Source organism: Bradyrhizobium sp. 179 (genome assembly GCF_023073535.1).
GTDB lineage: Bacteria > Pseudomonadota > Alphaproteobacteria > Rhizobiales > Xanthobacteraceae > Bradyrhizobium.
In genome coordinates, this window is the sequence record NZ_JADPJR010000149.1 from 1 (window position 1) to 24195 (window position 24195).

The following is a 24195-nucleotide window of genomic DNA, read 5'->3' on the forward strand; positions in this document are numbered from 1 at the left end:
TCCATGACTCGATGGAAGCCACTGTGGACCCTTATCCCGGGGTCCCGATTGGATGCCGATCACCCCGAAAACGGGGTCCTTATTCCATGCCGAAACACAAAGAAGAAGGAGATCGCGGCCGACACGCAGGTTTGGCGCAAAGGCATGCCCGAATGGAAAAGCCTGCGTGAGAGCGATCTCGCCGAGTTTGTTGCAGCGGAGCCGCCCGCGATTTCGCCCCAGCACATCGGTAATGGCTACGTCTGGATACTGGCGCTGTTGCCACTGCTTATCGGTGTCATCGAGGCAGCTGTGAGCGCGAGCAACCAGGAAGCTGCGGCTCGATCCTTGGTACTGGGATTTCCATATCACCCGAGCAAAGGGCTACCCTTCCAGATACCCCTTCTCGTCAATGCCTTGCTCGGCTGGCTCGATGATCAAAAATTGAAGCAAGCAGGGTATGGTTCTCGGGTAACCCGCGTCACAGCCGTGCTATTCCAGCCCGTCTATCTGTTTTTAAGGGCGAAGCGCCTGAAGCAGCGGCCGTACTACGCTGTCGCCTGGATCATCAGTTTTATTGCCGGCCTCCTGATATACGCGTCCGTCGAAGGGTGACGTGGGCGCTCAACTGGTCCCGGATCTGCCAAATCCGTAACTCACACATCAGAGGTCACAAATGTTGAAATGGATTGTATTGCTCTCAATTTTTGCGTGTTCATCGGCGTTTGCACAGACCACCCCGCCCGACCCCGTATCGGTGATCCGTGGCCAAATAATGCAGCACTGGTTTCCCGCTCCGCAAGTCAACCTCGACTAATGCTGTCAGCTTTGACCTGGATCGGGACGGAAAAATTATCGGTCAACCGGTGGTCGCCGCAAAAAGCTACGATCAAGGCGGCTCCGCGGAGAGCCTGAAATATGCCGTCCTGGGCGCGCAGCCGTTCCTTTTGCTTCGACCGGAGGATTACGAGAGCTGGAAGCACGTCACGACCACCTTCACTCGCGCGGATAAACACTCAACGGACATCTATGCCTTCACAAAAAGGGATATTCTGGGGGTTGCGACCGGTATGCCTGAAGCTGTGGCAAAGGCGGGCGATGGTTGAAAAAGGATGTAGCGTTTCGTCACCCAAGCCAACGATCCTAGAATGTACGAACAAGGGCAATCAGCTTGTCGCCCGATTGACAGAGAACATGTCGCCCAACGTGGTGACAGCTGTATCCTACATCTTCCAATTTGGCGCGCCGACCCAAGAACTCGTCGGCATAATCTCCGCCCAATTTCATATCCGGCCGTTTAACCGAATTTGGCACCTCAGCAACTCTTCAACGATGCAGCTTGATCAATACTCCACAGAACGGCGATCAGCGAATTCGCCCATCCCGTCCTGGGTGCTGATTATCAACGAGCCTCGGTTTTTGGACCAAGATCGAGATGTCCTCCTGGAGAAGCAACGGGCTGCAGTGCCGCCTCCCAAGTTCTAACGCAGAGGTTTACGCAGCGACGAAAGAATGAAGGCTACCTCGTCGTTGCGACCACTCCGGGAGTTATGATGGGCCAAAAAGGAGAACCGGCGGGGGCAGACCAAGTCTACGTCCTCGGTTTGGATGACAATGGAAATCCTCGTGGTGCTCGGTTCACCGTCCTGAGGGACAGCATCGTCTCCGCGGCCATTGACATGAACTGCCGGGTTCTAATCCGGCAGCCCCCCGAGGTGTGCGCGCTGGCCAGAAAACTGCCGCTGGGGTACGTGCTCGGCACCGGGAAGATAGTGAGGTTATTGATCCCGAGAATTGGATACGATCTCTACAGACAGACTGATTTTGGAAGCTTCGCGTATTGCTGCCCTCCAGGAAAAAGCCAGCATCGTCGCTGCTATTCCGACAACCTCGCACTGAGTCTTTTTTTGACCGGCAATTCGCAAAAAACATGATTTGGGAGCGCATCAACAGCTACGAGCGATTGCTAATGTTGAGACAGGTATTAGCAATGAGCCAAATGAGCAACGGCGGTGGACCTGATAGCTCGCTGCTCGCCGAGACCAAACGATCACGGCAGAGCAAGCGCGAGTGGAAGACGCTGTGCGCCAAGGGGGCCTTGGCAATCCACGCAGAGTGCCCGTAGTTGCGAGCGCTACGGACCGTCGCCCGCTCCAGGTAGACACCGGAGCGGGCTCATGTTGTAGTCCGTGACCTCAATGCGCATCGCTGATGCGACCGCAGCATTGGGCACAATTCGCTTTCGAGGCCGCCCGCGAGATCCGCTTAAGGACTTTTATTCCGATCTGGGAATTCACGAACGAGCTTACCATCGACCAACCCGCCACCCTTCCCCTCTGTATCGACTGCGCGTGCTTCACGAACTGTCATACCCTTCTCCACCACAAGCGGGTTGCTTTCGTAACATCCCCATTGCTTATGAAATGGTGCAACACCAGAGCGGCGGCAATCGGCGATAATGTCGCGAACCCAACGCGGCCTCAATGTGCGGGCACCCGCGCCGCTTTCGCCCCCAGATATTAGCCAATCCGGCAAAAGTTCGCCTGGCGGCAAGCGCAGGGGCCCAAGAGCAGGCTCGTAAGAAATAAAGCGAACAACCGCGGGTACTTTCTTTAGGCGCTTCCATCGGAAATCAAACCGTGTCTGATCTTCGGCCGTTGTTCCGAGCCACACGTTGGGATACCCATCACGCCAATTGGAAGGCAGCATTTTTTCTATGTTTTCCGGCCTCTTCGTAAGCACCAGCCAATCTAATGCGTCGCACTTGCGGATCAACGCGAACAAGTCCCTGCGCCACGAAGAATCAACCTGGTTGTCAAAGACGTCGGCGAGCGACGCGCAAAATACCCGAGGTCGGTGGCCATTTTCCTTTCTAGATGTTCTGGCTTGCGCGTTCCACTGGACAGGCTTTCTCCAATTTTGTTCTGACGTTCGTTTGCGCTCGCCGTGTGCGCCCCATTGCACCTTTTTGTATCGGTGATCCATCATTGCTTCGGCATAGCAATTGTCACACCCCGGCGACACTTTTTGGCAGCCGATCCACGGATTGAACGTATGGTCGCACCATTCAATTTTAGAGTTTTCACCCATCACGAATCTCCAAAGGGTTCAGAGCATCGCTCTGCCCGAAACAGCGGTTTCGGTGGAATCCTTTACAAGTTCGGTCCAGCGCCGTTGGAGATTCCAAACCTAATCGGACGACGTTTCCTCGGAAGGCCTTCCCCACTCCGAGCCGCTAACTAGCTCCGTAGTGCGGCCAAGCGCTCGGTGCTCGTGGCATCGTGCCAAAAAACGAAAACGGGCCCCACTGAAATGTGGAGCCCGCGCCTTCCCATTCTAGACATTCTTTAGCAACGGCCCAACCGACGAGCCCGGTGCACGCCATATCGTCTCCGCTGCCATATCCTGAACGTGCGCGGTCAGGTTTGAGAGCCCCTTGTCGAATTCAGTGACGAGCCGAAGAACCACCCGCAGGTCTTCTCGCAGGTCCGCCAGCTTTCGGGCGAGGCCGGCGCATTCTCATAGCCTTGCCGTTAACTCGGCTAACCCTTCTGCCGAGCTCGTCCGCAAAATGAATGGCAAGTCGTCCTTTATCTTTCGCGCCTCAAACCTCAAACTCCCACCCTCTGCAATTACATCGAACAATTCCTCGACCTCAGCGGGCAGCAACGGACTTCTCTCGCAAGCTGCGACAGCGTGGGTAAGCTCCTGGAGCAAATGCGGGCTACATTCCGGGGCATTTTCTCGCAGCTCGGTGTCGGCACGCGTGTTTAGTCCGGCGAGGATACCGTCGTAACTCATGATCATTTCTCCGTTGGTTTGCCGCAGCATCGAGGCTGCATTCACAACGGGCATTTACAAGATCGCGAATGCCGTCCAGCGGTGGCGGGTTTCGACCCCCGACACCTCACATCTGTGGGTGCGCGACGCCGGTGCGACTAGGTTGGCTGAACGCACAAGCCTGCTGTGGAGGATACCAGGGAAAAGACTTGGGCACCCCGCGGCAGCCTAGAGAGCGCTTCTGGACCGTCAACCGCACGCACGCCACCGAGGACAATGCCGGTGCGGAGGTTCGAACCTCCGCACCGGCAATGACAAACCGTCGGCCGAACTTAGCCAGCCCCTAGGCCAGATACTTGTCGACAAAGTCCATGGTGTTCCCTGCCTCATCAACCACGTCGATGCGCTTCTCTGACCTATCGAACTGACAGAATCCATCATCTTTCCCGCGGTACTGAAGTAATCCTAGCGCATGCAGCCCGAAGAGACGAAGAACGTAATCGGTCACCTGATTGATCGGCTCATGGTTCGTCTGCAGGAGGTCAGAAAACCCATCGACAAGTGTCGACATGGCTACTGGCGCTTCGATATGCTCTACTTCGTCCGGAATTCCGTGATCCTTCACGCCGAAACTGCTTCCCAGCTGACTCGATGGTCGCCACTTTCGAACCTTGCGCCCACCGTACTTTTCGCCTCTGGCGATACCGCGGGCTGCTAGGCACCTCGTTATGAGGTGCATCCTTTGAGATCTCGGCAAATTCGCGAACTCGGGATCGTGCATTAGTAGGCTGGCATCAAGAGTTCGGGCGATTTCAGCAATTATAGCGTCAAGCCTAACGTCCATTGAATTTCTCCTTGTTGGCCGCAATGCGCGGCTGGACAAGGTTGCTTTACAAGTTCGCCTGATACTTCTGCCGCTGCTCTCCAATCGCCTCCGCAGAAGACTCACCGTACCGACACCGGCGCTCAACACCTAAGAAGTTTCACAAAACTCAGGATGCCGCAGGAACGATCACGGACCCTGTGCTGACGGTTGGCAATTTGCTCGAATAGATCAATGATCCTCGGTTTGCTGCTCACAAGCTTATGACAGTTTACATTATACACTGCAGCTCAACGAAGCCCCGGCCTTCGCTTCTGAGAAAAGTTCAATAGGCGAGACCACCGATTTCAGTCGCGGACAAATCCGTCACTCCCACCTCGTCCGCGACTGGGTATTGCTCGCAACCACGCTCTGGTAGTAGGGCTGGTCGGTGTCCACGACCTGAATTTACTCAGGTCGTAGACCGGTCCGTCAGACCCTCTATGCCGGCTTAGCAGGGGCGCTCTTTCAGCGCACTTTCAGTGCGCGAAAGGCTGAATCGTTGCCGTGGCGGATCATCCGACCGAGGAAGCCTTGTTTATGCAGAAGGATCGCGAGTTCTGCCTGATGGTGCAATGACAACTCGTCGTTTTCCGTATCAGCGTTACCGCGGTCATCCGTAGATGGCCTTCGCTTCTTGAAGCGTGCCTTGATGGTATAGGTAGCGGTTGACACCAAATCTTCGCGAAGTGTCTTCTGAGACTTTACGACCACCGGTCTTTTCACGTCGTCACTCTTTGGGTAGTGACGGCGGAAAGTGCTTTCGATTGGAGCTATCCCTCCTCCGCTGAAAAGTAAGTATAGATGAGGGCACCACCTCGGAGGGCGGCCATCATCAAAGTGCTTGAGGTCGTAGTCGATACCACCCAGAACTATAGGCTCGCTAATTGGAGCCCGCGCAATCTGGTTTCGCAAGCGATCTTTGAGCCGATCCCACCGGAAGCTGTCGAGGTGCCCGACATCGAACAAGTCCGCGGGCACAATGCTCGCCGTAAACCAGAACTCTGGGTCACGGGCCATGTATTCGGCCAGCGTTGAGCCCCACCAGCGACGAAAGGCGCGAAGGCAAACTGGACATCCTGCTGAACGACATCTGAAGAAACCACACCCGTTAAGACGCTCGGCGAGGGCGCGGCCGGGCTCACCAAATTCGGGAAGAGCGCTCATAAGACGGCGGCGCCGATCGTGAGCTTCACTCAGCGTCTCGAACTTTTTCAGATGTTTTGCAGGATCGTAGTCTTCGTTGATATCGGCGGAGCAGAAGTTGAATTTCATGAAGATCTCAGGGGTGTTCAAGAATAAGATCGCTGGAATCGATCCATCCGAGCGGCGCTAAATCGGGCGCAGCCAAGGTTCGCTTTAAGCGAACCTTGGCACGAGACCTCAGTCCCCCCAATCGTCTTCGTTCTCCTCCTGCACACTCGAGACGCTCAAGGCGGTGATGTCTTGAAACTCGATGGTCGGTCGCTCTCCAGCTGGGACACGAACGAAGCCGATGATCTTGATCGCGGTGCTATCGGCGAGATCATCCAATTTTGCTCTGAGTTTGGTGGCAGGGCAATCTGAACCTGCCTGTCGAACACGCGTTTTCTCTCTTTCCGGTGCCTTACGTCAGAATGATCCGCTTCGCCCTGCTCTGCAGTATTGGCTCCGGGAGCGATAGGCGGTGATTTCCTGCGTGGATCGTTGAGAGCCGCCAGCTGAGCAAGTTTCTGGATGCCGCCATGCTTCTGTAGGGCTTCAGGGATATTGTCGACCGAAACTCCAATTCGCTCGACTAGGTACCGAAGCGCGCGGGCCGCTTTTGAGGCCTTCTTGCGAGCCTCCTCCGACTTGGCGTCCGTGATGAAGATCATTGCGGCGTAAACGACGTCCGATTTTTGTCCAACGCTCTTCAGAAACTGATCCTTGCGCTCGCGGTCAGCCTCGATCGCCGTCGCAATGCTCATTGCGTCCGCGAACATCTGGTACAGAGCTAGCCGGTAGCGCTGATCAACGCGCCGGTATTCCTCCTTGATGTGGTCAAGGCGGTCCAGCAGTTCATCGTATGAGTGCGGTGTAGCAACTAGTTCTCGGGACATAGGCTCACGTCTCCTTACTTTGTGTAAGCAAAACGCCAGCCGGCACTTCGTCATTCGCGCAGCTTAGATGCTACTCGATTGATTGAATCCCAGATCGGAATCGCTTTTTGACGCGCCTCGCGCATGACTGCGCTGCCACGAATTCCGCAACAGGCGCATCAAAGGTCTAACATGGAGCCCGGTATTGGACCGGCACACCCTGCTTCGTCCGCTTTCCGACCATTGAGCAATTTCGATGCTAGGACGAGCCAGGCATCGGCTTTTTTGGTTCTACAGGCCTCCTAATATGCTGTCAATCGCATTTTTGTGTGTTATGGTCGGACATGAGAGCCCCCTTAACTCCTCGTCTTCTGACTGCACAGGAATGTGCAATCCTGCTGCTGCGTCTGATTGAGCTTCGAAATCAGGAAGGTACGCCGACTAGCCGCGTACGTCTCTCTGATCTCACGTTGCGCCGTTTATGGGGGCGACATCGTCTGGATAGAGAATTCGTGGAGGAAGTTCAGGAGTGGTTGTTTCGAGGTGGATGGACAATTTTCTTTGCGGGCTCGACGTATGCCGCCATCAAGACATCCGCAGTGCTCAATTGGTCCCGCCTATCGTCGAAGCGATTGTTTGAGGAAGTCGGCACTGACGACTTGAGGTTCATTCAAAATGACGACTTTGATTTCGCCCGGCATGCGCGCTTGCTTGCAAGCGAAGCTGACATTTACGATAGCGACTGAGCGCGTGTGAGCTTCGTGACTGCCGAGCTTTTCATCTATTGATCCACGTTCGAAGCTAGCATATCTTACAAGTACACACGGTTTTATCCGGTGTTACGCTAGTTCTCCTCCACTCAGTCTGCGGACGAGTCACGTGAAACAATCGCCGCTGGTACCGGCGACTGGCACGTCAAAATGGAGTCGAAATCTGCTGGTCGCGCGCACAAAGCGCGGCTTACGGACGAACATTCGTCCGCTTCTGATCGTCGCCTATCTCGTGGAAGTACTAGTGCGACTGTCTGCTTCTCGAACTCAACCACAACCCAGGACGTCGACTCGACGCCCTGCCGACAGCTCACGCCGCGGTTGTTGAGCAGGCGGCAAGCAGCTGCCTACTGCAACCTATCGCCGAGCGCTTTTTCCGCTTGGGTGCGGTCTGGCAAGCTGCCCTCGCCCCTCGCCGGCACAATGCGGTGGGATCTAAAAGCTATCGACCTCGCATTGGACATCATGAGCGGCCTCCAGCCGCAACAGGAAACGTCTGCCTTAGATGAATGGAGAGTTAAACGTGCGCGTCGTTCTGAAAGGAGTTCATAAGGTCAACGCCCGCCTCGCTACGGGCGAAATCAAAACCTACTACTATGCTTGGCGTGGCGGACCGCAAATCAAGGCCAAGCCCGGCACGCCGGAATTTGTTCGCGAATACCACGAGGCGTACGCGAGCATCCGGCAGCCCCGCGCCGGCACGTTCATGACGATCATCGCGCAGTATAAAGCTGCGCCAGAGTTTACGGCGCTCGCTCAATCGACAAAGCGCGCCTATCTCGCCTACATCAAGCTGGTCGAGGATGAATTCGGTGACTTGCCAATCGCCGCCCTCACCGACCGTAGAGTTCGCGGCGAGTTTAAGGGCTGGCGAGACAAGTTCGCCAACACGCCACGCAAAGCCGACTACGCCTGGACGACATTGGCGCGGCTCATGTCGTTCGCAAAAGACCGCGGCATCATTGCTACCAACCCATGCGAGCGAGGCGGCCGCCTCTATGCAGCTGACCGCAAAGATAAGATTTGGTCGGAGCAGGACATCGCTGCGGTCCTGTCGGTCGCCTCGCCGGAGATCCAACTCGCGTTGATACTGGCATTGTGGAGCGGCCAACGGCAGGGCGATCTCTTGCGCCTGCCCTGGTCTGCGTACGAGAGTCCGTACATTCGGCTTCGGCAGTCGAAAGGCGGCCGGCGCGTCGCGATGCCAGCCGGCACGCCGTTGAGAGCCCTGCTTGACGCGACCGACCGTCGGGGGCCGCTCATCCTGACGAACACACTGGGCCGGCCCTGGACGTCCGACGGATTTCGTACCTCGTGGTCAAAGGCCTGCGAGCGCGCCGGCATCAGCGGTCTCACCTTTCATGACCTGCGCGGCACGGCCGTGGTTCGGTTGGCGATTGCTGGCGCCAGCGTGCCGCAGATCGCAGCGGTCACCGGCCACTCGTTGAAGGATGTCGAAGCCATTCTCGACGCGCATTACCTGGGGCGCGATATTCAGCTTGCTGAAGCTGCGGTGCTGAAGCTCGAAGCGAGAACAAAACTGTAAAATGACCTGTAAAATGAGGCCACCTCACCGCGTCACGCCTGCTGCTAAGTGCTTGATTTATATGGTGGGCGCACCAGGGCTCGAACCTGGGACCCGCTGATTAAGAGTCAGCTGCTCTACCAACTGAGCTATGCGCCCGAAAGGCGGTAAGGCCTTGCGAGGCCGGTCGTTTAGCAAAGCGATCCGGGTATGGCAAGCGATCGGGCGCAAGTTTTCCAAGGCTTCGTCCACAAGTCCAACATAGCGAAAAGCCGCTGGATTCCAGCGGCTTCGCCAGGGTTAATCGCGGGACAATCCGGCCGTGCTCAGAGCCGCCCCTCGCGGTCTCCGTCCGGACCGCCGTCGCGGTCGAAACGGTCACGGTGGAGGTGCTCCATGCCGCGCTCCATCATGCGGTCCATGCGGCGTTCCATGAAGTGGCGGGGCGGGCCGTCTTCGCCGCCGCCGAATGGGCCGCGGTGGCGGGTCAGCACCGCGAGGCGGCGCTTCTGGCCCTCGTCCAGCGTCTTGTAGAGCGGATCGGCGGCATCGGCGATCTTCTTCAGGGCCGCGGAGCTGGCGCCCATGTCCTCGGCGCGCTGGCGCAGGCGGGCGATCGGATCCTCCGGCCTGTCGGTATCGCCGGGGCCGGCATTCATCCGCGCATTGGCGCGGTCGATGCGCAGCTTGGCGAAATCGCGCACGGCGGCCTCGACCGGCGGCCACAGCTTCTCCTGATCGGCATTGAGCCTCAGGCCGGCGTGGACGGCGGCGATCCGTGCGTCGATGAAGGCGGCGCGGTCCTCGGGGTTCATGCGCATGTGATGGAAGCGCTCCATCCACGGGCGATGATATTGAGCATAGACCGCGCCCGAGCCGGCGACGCTGAGCACGGCGATGGCAGCGATGGTGAACTTCCTCATACGGACCTCCTCTGGAAGGATGCCCTGAGGATGAGCGCGGCGCCGCCGACGCGCAACTTACAACTTGGACAGGAAGCGGTGTTCTTAGGACCACGTAACGGCTGATTTACCGCCAGCCACGATCGGAAATCATTTGCAACAAAAAGGCTTCCGTGCAGCTCGCACGGAAGCCCCCGTTCATCGTGCATCAAGATCAGTTCGTCGTGCTCTTGGCTTCCTTCTGGAACTCATCGATCAGCGCCTGGCCGACGCGGCCTGCGGCGTCCTTGTAGACCGGCTCCATCGCCTTGCGCATCGCCTCGTCCTGCTCCGGCGTGAGCTTGATGATCTCGCTCTTGCCGCTCTTCTTGATCTCGGCGAGCGCGTCGTCGTTCTCCTTCTGCGACTGCGCGTTGCTGAAGGCAGTCGCTTCCTTCATTGCCTTGGAAAGCTGGTCGCGGATGTCGGCCGGCAAATCGTCCCAGAACTTCTTGTTCACGATCACGACGTAACCGATGTAACCGTGATTGGTCTCGGTGATGTACTTCTGCACCTCGTGCATCTTCTGGGTATAGATGTTCGACCAGGTGTTCTCCTGGCCGTCGACGACCCCGGTCTGGAGTGCCTGGTAGACTTCCGAGAACGCCATCACCTGCGGCAGCGAGCCGAGCGCCTTGAACTGGGCCTGGAGCACGCGCGAGGACTGGATGCGGAATTTCACGCCCTGATAGTCGGCAGGCGAGACCAGCTTCTTGTTGGCGCTCATCTGCTTGAAGCCATTATCCCAGTAGGCAAGTCCGGTGATGCCCTTGGCGTCGAGGAGCTTGAGCAACTTTGCGCCGAGCGGGCCCTCCGTCACCTTCCGCAGCGTCTTCAGATCGGGAAGGATGTAAGGCAGATCGAATACCTCGAATTCACGGATGCCGAGCGGGCCGAATTTCGAGTTGGACGGCGCCAGCATCTGCACGCTGCCGAGCTGGAGCGCCTCGAGCTCTTCCTTGTCCTTGTAGAGCGTCGAGTTCGGATAGACTTCGACCTTGACCTTGCCGCCGGTGTACTTCTCGGCGAGCTCCTTGAATTTCTCCGCCCCCTTGCCCTTCGGCGTGTCGGTCGCGACGACGTGGCTGAATTTGATGATGATCGGGTCGGCGCTAGCGGGGCCGACAAGGCCTAAGGCCAATGCCGCGACGGAGGCCGCGATCGCGAAGGTGCGCATAATCTCTCCCTGATGTCATTTGGGCCGCCCGGCGCGCGGGCGACCGTCCTCATGCCGGCTGCATCAATACAGGGCGGCGCGCCATGCGGCTATTGGCCGTTAGCAGGGCAGGTATTCATGGTGAATGCCACGAGCACCGCTGCGCGCCCTTTCCCGCTTTGCGAGCGGGAGAGGTGAAGCCCACGCGCATCGCCCGCAATGACAAGGCTTCGCTTGTCAGCTCGCCGCTGCCGTCGTCACCGTGTCACGCTGGCGCTTCATGACGATCTTGTTCAGCGCGCCGAGATAGGCCTTTGCGGAGGCGACCAGCGTATCCGGATCCGCCGCGCGCGCCGTCATCGAACGGCCGTCCTGCGACAGCCGCACCGAGACTTCAGCTTGCGCGTCGGTGCCTTCGGTCACCGCGTGAACCTGGTACAGCTCGAGTTTGGCCTCGTGCGGCACCAGGCGCTTGATGCAGTTGAACACTGCGTCGACCGGACCGTTGCCCTCGGCTTCCTCGATCTTGATCTGGCCGTCGACGTCGAGCTTCATGGTGGCGCGCTGCGGACCGTGGGTGCCGGCGATCACGGTCAGCGAGGTCAGCTTGATGCGGTCGTGCGAGGCCGCCATCTCCTCGTCAACCAACGCCTCGATGTCCTCGTCGTAAATGTCCTTCTTGCGGTCGGCCAGCGCTTTCATCCGCGTGAACGCATCTTCCAGCTGATTGGGGCCGAGCTTGTAGCCCATCTCCTCCAGCTTGTGCACGAAGGCGTGGCGGCCGGAATGCTTGCCGAGCACCAGGGAGGACTGCTTGAGGCCGACCATCTCCGGCCGCATGATCTCGTAGGTGGACGCGTCCTTCAGCACGCCGTCCTGATGGATGCCGCTCTCATGCGCGAACGCATTCCGGCCGACGATAGCCTTGTTGTACTGGACGGGAAACGAGGTCGCCGCCGATACCACCTTCGAGGCGCGGGTGAGCTGCGTGGTGTCGATCTTGTTCCAGTACGGGAATTTGTCGTTGCGCACGTTGATCGCCATCACAATCTCTTCCAGCGCGGCGTTGCCGGCGCGCTCGCCGATACCGTTGATGGTGCACTCGACCTGACGCGCGCCGCCGACGATACCGGCCAGCGAGTTGGCGACCGCCATGCCGAGGTCGTTGTGGCAGTGCACGGAGAATACAGCCTTATCTGAATTCGGCACACGCTCGATCAGCGTCTTCATGAAGTGGGTGTATTCCTCCGGCACCGTGTAGCCGACGGTATCTGGGATGTTCACCGTGGTGGCGCCGGCCTTGATCACGGCCTCGACGATGCGGCATAGAAACTCCATCTCACTGCGGGTGCCGTCCTCGGCCGACCATTCGACGTCGTCGATCTGGTTGCGGGCGCGCGCGACCATCGCGACCGAGGTCTCGATCACTTGCTCCGGAGTCTTGTTCAGCTTCACCCGCATGTGCAGCGGCGAGGTCGCGATCACGGTGTGGACGCGGCCGCGCTTGGCAAATTTCACCGCCTCGGCGCAGCGGTCGATGTCGGCCGGATGGGCGCGTGACAGGCCGGCGATCACCGCATTCTTGGAGCGGCGGGCGATCTCGCTGACGGCCTGGAAGTCGCCCTCGGAGGTGATCGGAAAGCCGGCCTCGATGACGTCCACGCCCATATCGTCCAGCAGTTCGGCGACTTCGAGCTTCTCCTCGAAGGTCATGGTGGCGCCGGGACATTGCTCGCCGTCGCGCAGCGTGGTGTCGAAAATGATGACGCGGTCCTTGTCGGACTTGTTCACGGTGGCCATTCTAGATTTCCTTTTGAGCTTTTGCGCCGTTCAGTGGTCTGGGCGCTTGAGGTGTCCGGTGATCTCGTACAACCCCTGAGCGCCCAGGCGCGTGGCGCCCAGCCGGCCCTCAGGGGCAGCTAAGAAGAAGCCCGCCAAGAATGAGGGTGGGCAGCGCGGCCGGGATCGTGGCGGCGGCCACGGCCACCTCCCCCGAAATCCCATCGATTTGGCCGCGAATCAGCATTGCCAGACCCTTTGAGCCCTCAATCCTCGGTCAAAACAGTTGACGGTTGGTTGCCGGGAGGGGCTCCATCCGCCCGTTTCTAAACGAGAAACGCCTGCCACTGCAACGCCTAAAAGATAGTCAGTGGAACTGACCTAAATAGGAGAGATTGCAGCCTGCATGAAGCGAAGCGGAACACTGTCCCAGATTCGCTTCGCTGCATCCAGGTTACCAGACGAACGCAAGACGCGCCGGCTATCCCGTGCCAGTGCGGCGGGCGCGGGCCCTGTTCTCCCAGCGGTTCAGCATCTGACCGAGTTCGCCGGTGGCGACCACAGCGGTGCCGCCATTCGTGATCTCGTTGGTGTTCGCCGGCGCGTTGGCAGGCAGCCAGTCCGGCTCGGTGTACTCACGCCAGCGGAGCGCCTCCGCCCGTCTTTTGCGGGAGACGTAGTCCCGCGTGAAATAGCCGGCCGCAAATGCAATCGCGAGCAGGATGACCAGGACGACAACTTGCACAATGAACTCCGGCTTTGTCCCCGTAAGCGCCTCCAATCCAAACGCATTCGAAGGTGACGAAATTGCGACCCGCCATCGCGCAGCGGTTTCGATTCCACCCCTCGCAACCGGCAGCGGACCGCACTAACCTCCGCCCGCTCGGCCGGATCAACCGGTCAGCGAACATGATCGGGAGGACGCGATGACACGCCAAGAGGCTCGTGACGAAGGGCAGCGTGACCAGGATGCTGCGCTTTCACGACGAACACTCGTCCAAGGAGTTGTACAAGGGCTTGCGCTCGGCGCCGCCGCCACAATGGCCGGAGCCGGCTCCGCCCTGGCCCAGACCGGCCCCGCCGCACCGCCGACGACGATCACCACCCCGCCACGCGATTTCGGTCCCCAGGGCGCGCCGACCACGTATTTCTGGGATCCCGACATCATCGCCGTCGATCCCTCCTTCAACGATCTCGCGCAGCCCAACACCGCGATCAAGCGTCTCTATACTGGCGTGCTGTGGGCCGAAGGCCCGGCCTGGAGCGCGCAGGGCCGGTATCTCTTGTAGAGCGACATTCCCAACAACCGGCAGATGCGCTGGAGCGAGGATGACGGCCGCGTCACCGTGTTCCGCACGCCCTCAAACAATTCCAACGGCAACTCATTCGACTTTCAGGGCCGCCAGCTCTCCTGCGAGCACCTGACGCGCCGGGTGACGCGTTATGAGCATGACGGCACCGCCACGGTGCTCGCGGACTCCTATCAGGGCAAGAAGCTGAATTCGCCGAACGACATCGTCGCACACCCCGACGGCAGCTATTGGTTCACCGATCCGCCCTATGGCGGCCAGCTCTACGAAGGCGAGCCCGACGTCGCGGGCGGCCCGAGCAATGCCGGCGGCAAGCTCAATCCGCGGATCGGACAGCCCGCCGGCTTCGTGCCGGGCAAGCGCGAGCTCCCGACCAACTGCTATCGCATCGACCCCTCGGGCCGTATCGATCTCGTCGTCACCGAAGACCAGGTGCCAGATCCGAACGGCCTGTGCTTCTCACCGGACTACAAGAAGCTCTACATCGCCTCGACCGGCAAGGGACCGGGCGACACCGGAGCGGGCGGCAAGGGCGAGATCTTCGTGTTCGACGTCGGCAGCGACAACAAGCTCTCCAACCCCAAGAAGTTCAGCGATTGCGTGATCGACGGCGTGAAGTGCGGGCCGGATGGCCTGCGCTGCGATGTCAACGGCAATATCTGGGCCTCCAGCAATGCCGGGCGCGCCGTCGGCTATAGCGGCGTGACGGTGTGGTCGCCGGAGGGCAAGCTGCTCGGCCGCATCCGCCTGCCGGAGGTGTGCGGCAACGTCTGCTTCGTCGGCCCCAAGCGCAACCGGCTGTTCATGGCGGCGAGCCAGTCGCTCTACGCGGTCTACACGGCGACGCAGGGCGCAGGCCCGGGCTGAGCGACACAAGCTCCATTGCGACGCTGCGCCGGCGTTCCTCGCCGGCGCCAATCGTTTTGATAATCCTTCGGCGCGCGAGGAAAAAAAGGCCATGCGTGTTGTGATCTGCGGTGGTGGCGTGATCGGCGCCTGCACCGCCTGGTTTCTTCGTCGCCGCGGCATCGACGTCATTGTGGTGGAACGGACAGAGATCGCGGCCGCAGCCTCCGGCAAGGCCGGCGGTTTCCTCGCACGCGACTGGTGCACCGGCACGCCGCTCGACGCACTGGCGCGGCGCAGCTTCGCACTTCATGCGCAACTGCCCGGGGAGATCGCGGGCGATTGGGGCTACCGCCCCATGACCGCCTATAGCGGCCTCGTTGTCCCCGATGGTGACGCACGGCGGAATCTGCCCTCGGCACTTGGCTGGCTCGCCAACGGCGTCGCCATCGCGCAAACCATCGGCACGACCGCGACGACCGCGATCGTTCACCCTCGCAAATTCACCTCGTTCGTCATGGATGCGGCGCTCACGCAAGGCGTGCAGCTTCGTCGCGGCCGGGTCAGCGGCATCGTGCGCGATGCGGATGGCATCACAGCGAGCGGCGTCCAGGTCGAGGGCAGCGTCATCGAGGCGGACGCCGTCGTCATCGCGATGGGGCCGTGGTCGCTGCTCGCGGCGCAATGGATGAACCTGCCCGCCATCTATGGCCAGCGCAGCCCGAGCATCGTTTATGACACCGGCGCGGATGTGCCAGCCGATGCGCTGTTTCTGGAGCATGAGGACAATGGCGGCGCGGTGTCGATCGAGGTTTTCCCACGTGCCGACGGCAGCACGCATATCACGGCGCTTTCCGACATCGCGCCGTTGCCGCTCGATCCCGCAGCCGTGACACCCGACCAGGACGCGATCGCGCGCCTGCAGGCGATGAGCGAGCGGTTGTCGCCGCTGTTCCGGCCCGAGAAGATCGTCGCGCGCCAGGCCTGCTTCCGCCCGGTGACGCAGGACGGTCTGCCGCTGATCGGCAGGGTGCCGCAGAGCGAGGGCCTCTACGTTGCGACTGGACACAATGTCTGGGGCATCCTCAATGCACCCGCGACCGGCGAGGCGTTGGCGCAGCTGATCGCCGAGGGCACGACGCAGATCGACCTTTCGCCATTCGAGCCCTCGCGCCTCGCCGCGCTCGATCCGTCGCTGCTGCACGCCCGTTGAACAGATGGGAGCATGCTGGCGGCACACGTGCATGGGCGTCGACCGAATCTGCATGCCTGACGTGCCCGAGTCACGCTGCACTCTATTTGCGCAGCAATGGACTTTAACCGGCCTCTCACAATCCTGAATGCAGTTTCACTTGCCGAGAATGCCCTCGCCGGTATAGTCGCGCCCCAATAGCTCACAAGAGGCTGTTCAAGGGAGAAAAACAACATGAAGAAGAGACTCTCTGTTGCGTTGCGAATTCGCTCGACGCCGCCGTGATCGGCGCGCCGGAGGACGCCGTCAGGAGTGACGTCAGTCTCCCGAGCTCCATCAAGTTAACCGCGAACTGATCGGAACGGCATCCGGGCCTTGCCTGGAGAGCCTTTCGCATGCGGTGCACGCAGCACCTTTTCCTCCAATTGGCAGCCAGATTGCCCGGCCAATCATCAATGCGAGCATTTCAGATTTTGATCGATGGCTTTGCCATCAGCGCTCTCTACGCTCTCGGTGCCACCGGCTTCACGCTGATATTCGGCGTCTCCGGCGTGCTCAACCTCTCCCACGGCGCCATCATGGTGGCCGCAGCGGTGGCGGCCTGGGCCGCCGCCAGCATTCTCAGCGTCGGCACCTATGCCGGTGCGCTGATCGGCGTCGGCGTCGCCCTCATCACGGCATTTGCCACCTATTTCGCAGTGGTGAAGCCGATCCAGGATTCGCGCCGCATTCCGAACGAGGAGAAGGAGATCTTCGTCCTCACGGGAACGCTGCTGTGGGGCATCATGATCCAGGAGCTGATCGCCTATTTCTTCACCAACAACGCCAAGACCGTGCTGCCGATCGTCGAGGGCGTGGTCGAGATCCTCGGCGTCCGCACGCCGCGCAATGAGATTTTCACGGCGATCGTCTGCTGCCTGGTCATCGCTCTGTTGTGGCTCCTCGTGAACCGCACCCGCACCGGCAAGGCCGTGCTGGCCGCCTCGATGAACCCGCGCGGCGTCACGCTGCTCGGCCTCGAGCTCACCAACATCTACGTCGTGGTGTGGGCGATCTATGGTATCCTCGCCGGCATCGCCGGCGTGCTGCTGGGCATGTTTCTGGGCGTCAGCTCCTACAGCGTCGGTCCGCTGACCGCGAGCGCGTTCTCCATCGTCGTGCTCGGCGGCCTCGGCAGCGTCTCCGGCTCGCTGATCGCGGCCTTCGTGGTCGGCTATCTCGAGACCCTGACCGCCTATCTGATCTCGCCGGCCTATCGCACCATCCCGGCGCTGCTGCTGCTCGTGTTTGTGATGTACATCCGGCCCCAGGGCCTTCTGGGGAGGCGCTGAGATGGCCACCTTCTTCACCTCTCGCCTCTTCTTCGTCTCGCTCGCGCTCGTCGTCATCGCGGCAACGCTGCCGCTCTACGTCTCTGGCTATGTGCTGGGCCTGCTCACCGTCGCATTCTATTTCGGTGTGTTCGCGATGGCCTGGGACCTCTTGTTCGGCTTTGCCGGCGAGGTCAATTTCGGGCCGACCTTCCTGATCGGCGTCGGCGCCTACACCGCCGGCATCCTCAATGCCCAGTTCGGCTGGTCGGTTTATCTCTGCATCGTCCTCGGCGCATTCGCCTCCGTCATCGCCGGTCTGGTGCTGGCGTTGCCGGCCCTGCGCGTGCGCGGGCCCTATTTCGGCCTGACCACGCTGGTCGCGGTGTTGATGCTGCAGAATTTCGTGGTGGTGTTCGCCGACCTCACCGGCGGCGAGATCGGGCTGACCATTCCCGACGTCATCTCTATCAACGCCGGCGTGAATTACTGGATCGCGCTCGGTTTCATGACGATCTCGGCCGCAATCCTCTACGGCCTGTCGCAATCGCCGATCGGCCTCGTGCTCCAGGCCAGCGGCCAGGACCCGGTGCAGGCCGGCGCTCTGGGCTTCAACATCGTCAAGCACAAACTCGCCGCCTTCATTGTCAGCGCGTTCTTCTCCGGGCTGTCAGGCGCGCTGCTGGTATTCTACTTCGGCACCGCCTCGGTCGGCACCGTCGTCGACGTCGCGGTCGGCGTCAACGTGATCGTCTCCGCCGTGCTCGGCGGCCGGCGCACCGTGCTGGGCGCTGCGCTGGGCGCGATCTTCCTGATCGTCGCCGGCGAGTTCCTGCGGCCGACCGGTGAGCTCGCGACCTTCATCGTCTCGGCGGTCGCGCTCCTCGTCGTGCTGTTCTTCCCTGGCGGCTTCCTCGGAGCGGCCCTCTCGCGCGAGGCGCGCTCGTGATGGATATGAGGCTTCCAAACAGGGCCGTGCTCGAAGTCCGCGGCCTGACTAAACGCTTCGGCGGGTTGACCGCAGTCAAGAACCTCGGCTTCGAGGTCAATGGCGGCGAGATTTTTGGCCTGATCGGGCCGAACGGCTCGGGCAAGTCGACCGCGATGAAGACCGTGATGGGAATCGAGCGCCCGACATCAGGCGAAGTGGTCTTCGAAGGCGAGAACGTCGCCGGCCTGCCCGCGCATAAGATCGCGCGCAAGGGATTTGGCATGGTGTTCCAGCACTCGCGGCCGCTGAACCGGCAAACGGTGCTGGAGAACATCCTGGTCGCGCTGCTGCCGGACAGTCTGTTCATGCTGTTCCCCGACAAGGCGCTGATCGAGCGCGCCAAATGGATCGCCGAGCGCGTTGGGCTCGGCAATGTGATGAACCGCCGCCCGCCGACCCTGCCGTTTGCCGATCTGCGCCGGCTCGAACTCGCCAAGGCCATCGCACGTGACCCAAAGGTCGTGCTGGTCGACGAGCCCTTCGCTGGGCTGACGCGCGCCGAGGTCGAGATGTTCTCCGACCTGATCCGCAGCTTTCGCGACGAAGGCCGCGCGGTGATGCTGGTCGATCACAACGTCAAGAGCGTCGCCGCCCTCGTCGACCGCGTGCTCGCGATGTATCTCGGCGAGGAGATCGTCACCGGCAAAGCCGACGAGGTCATGAGGAACGAGACCGTGCGCCGGGTCTATCTCGGCGGCGCGATCGAGACCCATGCGCGGCCCGAGACCAGCTTCAAGGATAAGGTGCCGCTGCTCCAGGTCGAGAATGTCAGCGTGTTCTACGGCAAGGCGCAGGCGCTGGAGAACGTCTCGATCCATGTCCACGAGGGCGAGTTCGTCTCGATCGTCGGCCTCAACGGCGCCGGCAAGACCACATTGTTCAACACCATCTCCGGCTTCTTGCCCTACAGCGGCGAGATCGTGCGCGGCGGCGAGAAACTCCGCGGCACGAGACCGGCGAAGATCGCACGCAGCGGCCTCGTGCAATGTCCGGAATCACGCGAGCTGTTCGGCGAGATGAGCGTGCGCGAAAATCTCGATCTCGGCGGCCAGCATCTTTCCGACGAGAAGCGCGCCGCACAGCTCACCTGGCTGTTCGAGCTGTTCCCGATCCTGAAGGAACGCCAGAGCCAGATGGCGCAGACGCTCTCCGGCGGCGAGCAGCAGATGCTCGCGATCGGCCGTGCCCTGATGATGCAGCCGCAGATCCTGATCCTGGACGAGCCGACGCTGGGCCTTGCCCCCGTCATCCTCGAGCAACTCTCCAAGGCGCTGACCAAGCTGCGGCAGACCACATCGATCACGGTGTTGCTTGGCGAGCAGAACGTGACCTTCGCGCTGCCACATGCCGACCGCGTCTATGTGCTGGAGCATGCAAGGATCGTGTGGGAAGGCGATCCCGGCCGCTTCGCGAGCGAGGCCGGAGCCGATTTTCTTTAAGTCTGTCAACATCAACAAAAACATAGAAAGGGAAACGACCATGCGACCATCAGTTCTCGGCAGCAGCCTCCTCGCCTCCGCATTGGCCTTGTGCCTTGCCGCTCCCGCCTACGCGCAGTCGAGCGATCCGATCAAGATCGGCGTCATCGCAGAAGTGCAGTCGATCGCTGGCGCGGCGACGCCAGGCGGTGCGCAGATTGCCGCCGACGAGATCAACGCCAAGGGCGGCGTGCTCGGCCGCAAGATCGAGATCGTGACCTACGACAACAAGAGCTCGTCGGCGGATTCCGTTCGCGCTTTCCAGCGCGCCGTCAGCGAGAACAAGGTCTCCGCCGTCATCGCGAGCTATATCAGCGAGGTCGTGCTGGCGCTCGAGCCCTGGGCGGCGCGGCTGAAGATGCCGCTGATCACGCCAGGCGCGGCCTCGAACGAGATCACCAAGGCGATCCACAATGACTACGAGAAGAACAAGTACACCTTCCACGGCTATCTGACCTCGGCCGCGCAGGCCCAGCTCGTCTGCGACGCCGCCAAGGACCTGCTCGTCGACAAGCTCAAGTTCAAGACCGTGGCGATCATGAGCGAGGACGCCGCCTGGACCAAGCCGCTCGACGTCGGCTACGAGGCCTGCCTGCCGAAGGCCGGTCTGAAGGTCGTCGAGCACGTCCGCTTCTCGCCTGATACCACCGACTTCACGCCGATCTTCAACAACATCGAGAGCAAGAAGCCCGACGTGATCGTCACCGGCATCTCCCATGTCGGCGTGCAGCCGACGGTGCAGTGGAAGAACCAGCAGGTGCCGATCCCGATGTTCGGCATCAGCGCGCAGGCGCTGAGCCCGACCTTCTGGAAGGACACCAATGGCGCGGCCGACGGCATACCGTCGCTGGCGGTTGCGACACCCGACGTCGCCGTCACCCCCAAGACGAAGCCGTTCGCGGCTGCCTTCAAGGCCAAGTTCGGCGCACCGCCGGCCTATACCGGCTACACCGCCTATGACGAGGTCTACTTCATCACGGAAGCCATCAAGCGCGCCGGCTCGACCGATCCCGACAAGATGGTCGCCGAGCTCGAGAAGACCGACTACGAGGGCACGATCGGCCGCATCCAGTTCTACGGCAAGAACGACGAGTTCACCCACGGTATCAAGTCAGGCCCCGGGACTGTCACCGGCCTCGTCTTCCAGTGGCAGGATTCCAAGCAGGTCGTGGTCTGGCCCGAGAAGATCGCGGAAGGCAAGATGAAGTTTCCGAGCTTCGTGAAGCTGTCGCAGTAATCGAGCCGCGCCCATGCAAGCCCATCGCTCCCGCGCGGAGCGGTGGGCTTTTCCTTTGTCTTTCGCAGATGCGTTGTGTCGCGGCCGACGCCTATCGACCTTGGGCGATGTTGACTTTCGCCATCCTGCTCCCAATACTTCGAAAAAAATCAAACACAAGACGGTTTTTGAGGGAGGATAGGATGCCGACTTCACGCAGGCAGCTGCTGAAGACATCGGCGGCTGCCGCCGCCGCACTCAGCCTCGATTGGACACGGGCCCAGGCGCAAGCCGAGAATTTGCGCATCGGCTTGATTTACGACCTCACCGGCCCCTTTGCCGCCGGCGGCTCGGTCGCCTCCTCGGTCGGCGCGCAGATCGCCATCGACCTCGTCAACGAGAAGGGCGGCATCGGCGGCAAGACCAAGATCGTGCCGGTCGCCGCCGACTCCCAGAGCAAGGCGGACGTCGCGATCAATGAGGCCGAGCGGCTGATCAGCCAGGAAAAGATCGACATCATCAACGGCGTCTATTCCAGCGCGCACGCGGTGCCGATGGCGGCGAAGGTGGAGCAGCAGAAGAAGATCCTCTGGATCACGACCGCGGTCTCGACCGCCGTGTTCAAGGACAAGAACCTGCAATACGTGTTTCGCGCCCAGATTCATTCCGACCAGTACGGCCAGGCCTTTGCAAGCTTCATCACCGAGCATGCGAAAGCCAAGCTCGGCATCGATCCGAAGGAGGTCAAGGTCGCGTTAATCCACGAGGACGGCCCCTATGGCGTCGGCGTTGCCTCCGCCGACGAGGCCTATGCCAAGGAGGCCGGCATCCAGGTCGTGCTGCGCGAAGGGTATTCGGCCTCCGCGCCCGATCTTTCGGTGCTGGTGACAAAAATCAAGCGTGCCAAGGCCGACGTGATCTCGCATGCCGGCTACAACCCCGACATCACCCTGTTCCTGCGCCAGGCCCGCGAGAGCGGTTTGCGCTTCAAGATGCTGTTCGGGGCCGGCGCCGGCTACAGCCAGCTCGACAAGCTGCGCGCGACTTTCGGTGCCGACATCGACAATTTCTGCAACATCGATCCGGTGCCGGCGCAGTTGCTCGATCCCGCCAAGCTCGCGCCGGGCATGGGCGACCTGATCAAGACCATGGTTTCGCGCTACCAGGCCAAGACCGGCGCGACCGACGTGCCGCCGCACTGCTCGATGGGTTTCAACCAGACCTGGGTGCTGCTCAACAACGTGCTGCCCGTCGCCAAGGAGAAGTACGGCAGCTTCGACCCCGAAGCCATCCGCAAGGCAGCGCTCGACGTCGACATCCCCGCCGGCGGCACCATCCAGGGCTATGGCGTGAAATTCTTCCGGCCGGGCACGCCGCTCTCCGGCCAGAACGAGCGCTCGACCCCGGTCGTGATGCAGAACGCCGGCGAGCACATCTCGGTGGTGTGGCCGACGAACATCCGCACGCGGGAGCCGGTCTTCCCGCTACCGAAGGGCTCGACCTACGGGGCGTGAGGCGGCTGCGCTCTCGTGCCGCCCTCCCCTGGACGGGCTATCGCATATGAATTTTTGGAGCGGCCTGAGCAAACGCCTCGTCCTTCGAGACGCCCGCTGCGCGGGCTCTCAGGACGAGGCTAATTGGCATAGGGCCCGTTGAAACTGCTGCCGCACACTCCGCCCTCATCCTGAGGAGCCCGCCAAAGCGGGCGTCTCGAAGGATGCGCCGCATGGAAGCCGCTTCCCATATGCGATTGCCCTCCCTCGAGAGGAGAGTAAGAGAGCTATGCCCTTACAACACCACCCTTCTCCCCTCCTCCGCCGCCCAATAGCCCGCGTAGTTCACCTTGATGGTCTCGTACGCCAGCGCGAGGTCCGACAGCGGCTGCCGTCCGGTCGCGGCGCATTCCATGAAGTCCTGGATCTCCTGCAAGTAGCCGCGCGTCCATTCCTCCTCGAGGCAGACATATTGCCAGCCGGTTTTCCGGTCGACCTTTTCGGTGATGTAGACGCTGGCGAGCTTCTCCTCGCTGGTCTGGTAGCTCATTAAATGCGTGTTCGGGGTGATGTTGGCGAACAGTGAGCCGCCACTCGTGTGGGTCTCGATCAGGTTGCGCACACCGCCCATGATCATGTCGCCGGAGAACACCGTCGCCTTGGTGCCGTCGGAGAAAGTCGCCGTCAGCGTGCCCCAATCCTCGACATCGACCGGATTGGCCTTGATATAGGTGCGTTCTTCGGGCCTGAGGCCAGCGGTGACGTTGCCGACGTCGCAAGTAACGCTGGCGACGCGAATGGTCTCGCTGCGCGCTTTCGCCTCGACCTGCTTGAGGTAAAGCACGGCCGAGAGCGGATGACAGCCCATGCGGATCAGCGAGCCGCCGCCGGTCATCGCCCATTGCGCGGCATGTGCAGCGTGTGAGCCGGAATGGCTCTCTTCGCCCTTCATGAACAGGATCTTGTCGCCGGTAGCCCTAATGATCTCCGCGGTCTTGGTCACCGCGGGCGCGTAGATCCAGTCCTCGGCATACATGAACAATTTGCCGCTACGCTCGATCGCGGCCCGCGTCGCGTCCATCTCCCCGAGCACGCGCTCGTACATCAGCGCCTTCGGCACGCGCTTGCCGATCGGCTGTTGGTCGCCGTCGTGGCCGAAATAGCCGGCGAAGGGCTTTTCGCAGATGACGTGCTTGCCCGCCTGCATGGCGGCGACGATCATCTCGGCATGGAGATTGGGCGGGGTGCAGATGTCGATGACATCGAGCTCACGGTCCGCAATCACTTCCGCGAAGCTGCGATAGACCCGCGGGATATGGTGGCGGGTCGCAAACTCGACCACTTGATCGCCGCGCGCGGCCACCGCCGCGACCTCGACGTCGACGCCATAGACGCGCTGGAACGCATACATGTGCAGCTCCGACACGAAGCCGCAGCCGACGAGTCCGACTCTGATTCTGGCCATAGCGCCCCTCACCCTTGCTTTGGGAGGCACTATAGCCCGCTG

The 24195-nt window shown here is 61.0% G+C and carries 19 protein-coding genes, 1 tRNA gene and 1 pseudogene; 11 read left to right on the forward strand and 10 right to left on the reverse strand.

Annotation, left to right across the window (positions count from 1 at the left end; translation table 11 throughout):
* On the forward strand, positions 1–594 hold a 594-nt coding region (locus IVB12_RS34125), incomplete at its 5' end, for a DUF4339 domain-containing protein (protein ID WP_247306356.1).
* Between the two features lie 251 nt (positions 595–845).
* Positions 846–1085: a hypothetical protein gene (locus IVB12_RS34130; RefSeq protein ID WP_247306359.1), complete on the forward strand. Its 240-nt coding sequence runs from the start codon at positions 846–848 to the stop codon at positions 1083–1085.
* 1159 nt (positions 1086–2244) lie between these two features.
* Here IVB12_RS34130 and IVB12_RS34135 read toward each other — a convergent pair.
* The 4 genes from IVB12_RS34135 to IVB12_RS34150 all read right to left on the reverse strand — a co-directional run bounded on the left by IVB12_RS34135 (position 2245) and on the right by IVB12_RS34150 (position 6702).
* Positions 2245–3069, reverse strand: a complete 825-nt coding sequence (locus tag IVB12_RS34135) for a phage Gp37/Gp68 family protein (RefSeq protein WP_247306364.1) — start codon at positions 3067–3069, stop codon at positions 2245–2247.
* Between the two features lie 1033 nt (positions 3070–4102).
* Entirely contained in the window at positions 4103–4603 is a 501-nt protein-coding gene (locus tag IVB12_RS34140) for a hypothetical protein (RefSeq protein WP_247306366.1), read from the reverse strand.
* Between the two features lie 486 nt (positions 4604–5089).
* Positions 5090–5896 (reverse strand): hypothetical protein, encoded by an 807-nt coding sequence (locus tag IVB12_RS34145; RefSeq protein ID WP_247306368.1) that lies wholly within the window; start codon positions 5894–5896, stop codon positions 5090–5092.
* A 155-nt stretch (positions 5897–6051) separates the two neighbouring features.
* Positions 6052–6702: a hypothetical protein gene (locus IVB12_RS34150; RefSeq protein ID WP_247306371.1), complete on the reverse strand. Its 651-nt coding sequence runs from the start codon at positions 6700–6702 to the stop codon at positions 6052–6054.
* A gap of 491 nt (positions 6703–7193) precedes the next feature.
* On the opposite strand from IVB12_RS34150, the gene IVB12_RS34155 reads away from it, so the two are divergent.
* Together IVB12_RS34155 and IVB12_RS34160 are read left to right on the forward strand one after the other, a co-directional pair.
* Positions 7194–7427: a hypothetical protein gene (locus tag IVB12_RS34155; protein WP_210321724.1), complete on the forward strand. Its 234-nt coding sequence runs from the start codon at positions 7194–7196 to the stop codon at positions 7425–7427.
* Positions 7428–7974: 547 nt separating this feature from the next.
* Positions 7975–8997, forward strand: a complete 1023-nt coding sequence (locus IVB12_RS34160; protein WP_247306374.1) for a site-specific integrase — start codon at positions 7975–7977, stop codon at positions 8995–8997.
* Between the two features lie 62 nt (positions 8998–9059).
* Here the strand turns inward: IVB12_RS34160 and IVB12_RS34165 are convergent.
* The 5 genes from IVB12_RS34165 to IVB12_RS34185 all read right to left on the reverse strand — a co-directional run bounded on the left by IVB12_RS34165 (position 9060) and on the right by IVB12_RS34185 (position 13600).
* Positions 9060–9135, reverse strand: a tRNA-Lys gene (locus IVB12_RS34165).
* A gap of 167 nt (positions 9136–9302) precedes the next feature.
* Positions 9303–9899: a Spy/CpxP family protein refolding chaperone gene (locus IVB12_RS34170; RefSeq protein ID WP_247306376.1), complete on the reverse strand. Its 597-nt coding sequence runs from the start codon at positions 9897–9899 to the stop codon at positions 9303–9305.
* Between the two features lie 193 nt (positions 9900–10092).
* Entirely contained in the window at positions 10093–11094 is a 1002-nt protein-coding gene (locus tag IVB12_RS34175) for a TRAP transporter substrate-binding protein (protein WP_247278589.1), read from the reverse strand.
* Between the two features lie 216 nt (positions 11095–11310).
* Positions 11311–12873, reverse strand: a complete 1563-nt coding sequence (locus IVB12_RS34180; RefSeq protein ID WP_247306379.1) for a 2-isopropylmalate synthase — start codon at positions 12871–12873, stop codon at positions 11311–11313.
* 460 nt (positions 12874–13333) lie between these two features.
* Positions 13334–13600 (reverse strand): hypothetical protein, encoded by a 267-nt coding sequence (locus tag IVB12_RS34185; protein ID WP_247306807.1) that lies wholly within the window; start codon positions 13598–13600, stop codon positions 13334–13336.
* 178 nt (positions 13601–13778) lie between these two features.
* Between IVB12_RS34185 and IVB12_RS34190 the strand changes: the two are divergent.
* The 7 genes and pseudogenes from IVB12_RS34190 to IVB12_RS34220 all read left to right on the forward strand — a co-directional run bounded on the left by IVB12_RS34190 (position 13779) and on the right by IVB12_RS34220 (position 22709).
* A pseudogene (locus tag IVB12_RS34190) lies at positions 13779–15029 on the forward strand (SMP-30/gluconolactonase/LRE family protein).
* 91 nt (positions 15030–15120) lie between these two features.
* Complete coding sequence (locus IVB12_RS34195) at positions 15121–16221, forward strand: FAD-dependent oxidoreductase (protein WP_247306382.1); 1101 nt, start codon at positions 15121–15123, stop codon at positions 16219–16221.
* A 434-nt stretch (positions 16222–16655) separates the two neighbouring features.
* Entirely contained in the window at positions 16656–17531 is an 876-nt protein-coding gene (locus IVB12_RS34200; RefSeq protein ID WP_247306385.1) for a branched-chain amino acid ABC transporter permease, read from the forward strand.
* A 1-nt stretch (position 17532) separates the two neighbouring features.
* A complete protein-coding gene (locus tag IVB12_RS34205) occupies positions 17533–18459 on the forward strand; it encodes a branched-chain amino acid ABC transporter permease (RefSeq protein WP_247278584.1) in 927 nt (308 codons plus the stop codon).
* Entirely contained in the window at positions 18459–19940 is a 1482-nt protein-coding gene (locus IVB12_RS34210; protein ID WP_247306388.1) for an ATP-binding cassette domain-containing protein, read from the forward strand. Before IVB12_RS34205 ends, IVB12_RS34210 begins: the two co-directional genes overlap by 1 nt.
* Before the next feature lie 40 nt (positions 19941–19980).
* Positions 19981–21216 carry an ABC transporter substrate-binding protein gene (locus IVB12_RS34215; protein ID WP_247306391.1) on the forward strand — a complete coding sequence of 412 codons (1236 nt, stop codon included), beginning with the start codon at positions 19981–19983 and terminating at the stop codon, positions 21214–21216.
* Positions 21217–21398: 182 nt separating this feature from the next.
* Positions 21399–22709, forward strand: a complete 1311-nt coding sequence (locus IVB12_RS34220; RefSeq protein WP_247306393.1) for an ABC transporter substrate-binding protein — start codon at positions 21399–21401, stop codon at positions 22707–22709.
* A gap of 274 nt (positions 22710–22983) precedes the next feature.
* Here the strand turns inward: IVB12_RS34220 and IVB12_RS34225 are convergent, their stop codons facing one another.
* Positions 22984–24153: a Gfo/Idh/MocA family oxidoreductase gene (locus IVB12_RS34225; protein ID WP_247306397.1), complete on the reverse strand. Its 1170-nt coding sequence runs from the start codon at positions 24151–24153 to the stop codon at positions 22984–22986.
* Positions 24154–24195: the final 42 nt, after the last annotated feature.

Bases quoted from the DNA above. Each gene is read 5' to 3' on its own strand.
- IVB12_RS34135 (WP_247306364.1), bottom strand. From the start codon at position 3,069: ATGGGTGAAAACTCTAAAATTGAATGGTGCGACCATACGTTCAATCCG.
- IVB12_RS34220 (WP_247306393.1), top strand. From the start codon at position 21,399: ATGCCGACTTCACGCAGGCAGCTGCTGAAGACATCGGCGGCTGCCGCC.
- IVB12_RS34140 (WP_247306366.1), bottom strand. From the start codon at position 4,603: ATGGACGTTAGGCTTGACGCTATAATTGCTGAAATCGCCCGAACTCTT.
- IVB12_RS34215 (WP_247306391.1), top strand. From the start codon at position 19,981: ATGCGACCATCAGTTCTCGGCAGCAGCCTCCTCGCCTCCGCATTGGCC.
- IVB12_RS34205 (WP_247278584.1), top strand. From the start codon at position 17,533: ATGGCCACCTTCTTCACCTCTCGCCTCTTCTTCGTCTCGCTCGCGCTC.
- IVB12_RS34200 (WP_247306385.1), top strand. From the start codon at position 16,656: ATGCGAGCATTTCAGATTTTGATCGATGGCTTTGCCATCAGCGCTCTC.
- IVB12_RS34195 (WP_247306382.1), top strand. From the start codon at position 15,121: ATGCGTGTTGTGATCTGCGGTGGTGGCGTGATCGGCGCCTGCACCGCC.
- IVB12_RS34180 (WP_247306379.1), bottom strand. From the start codon at position 12,873: ATGGCCACCGTGAACAAGTCCGACAAGGACCGCGTCATCATTTTCGAC.
- IVB12_RS34210 (WP_247306388.1), top strand. From the start codon at position 18,459: ATGGATATGAGGCTTCCAAACAGGGCCGTGCTCGAAGTCCGCGGCCTG.
- IVB12_RS34225 (WP_247306397.1), bottom strand. From the start codon at position 24,153: ATGGCCAGAATCAGAGTCGGACTCGTCGGCTGCGGCTTCGTGTCGGAG.
- IVB12_RS34150 (WP_247306371.1), bottom strand. From the start codon at position 6,702: ATGTCCCGAGAACTAGTTGCTACACCGCACTCATACGATGAACTGCTG.
- IVB12_RS34170 (WP_247306376.1), bottom strand. From the start codon at position 9,899: ATGAGGAAGTTCACCATCGCTGCCATCGCCGTGCTCAGCGTCGCCGGC.
- IVB12_RS34145 (WP_247306368.1), bottom strand. From the start codon at position 5,896: ATGAAATTCAACTTCTGCTCCGCCGATATCAACGAAGACTACGATCCT.
- IVB12_RS34175 (WP_247278589.1), bottom strand. From the start codon at position 11,094: ATGCGCACCTTCGCGATCGCGGCCTCCGTCGCGGCATTGGCCTTAGGC.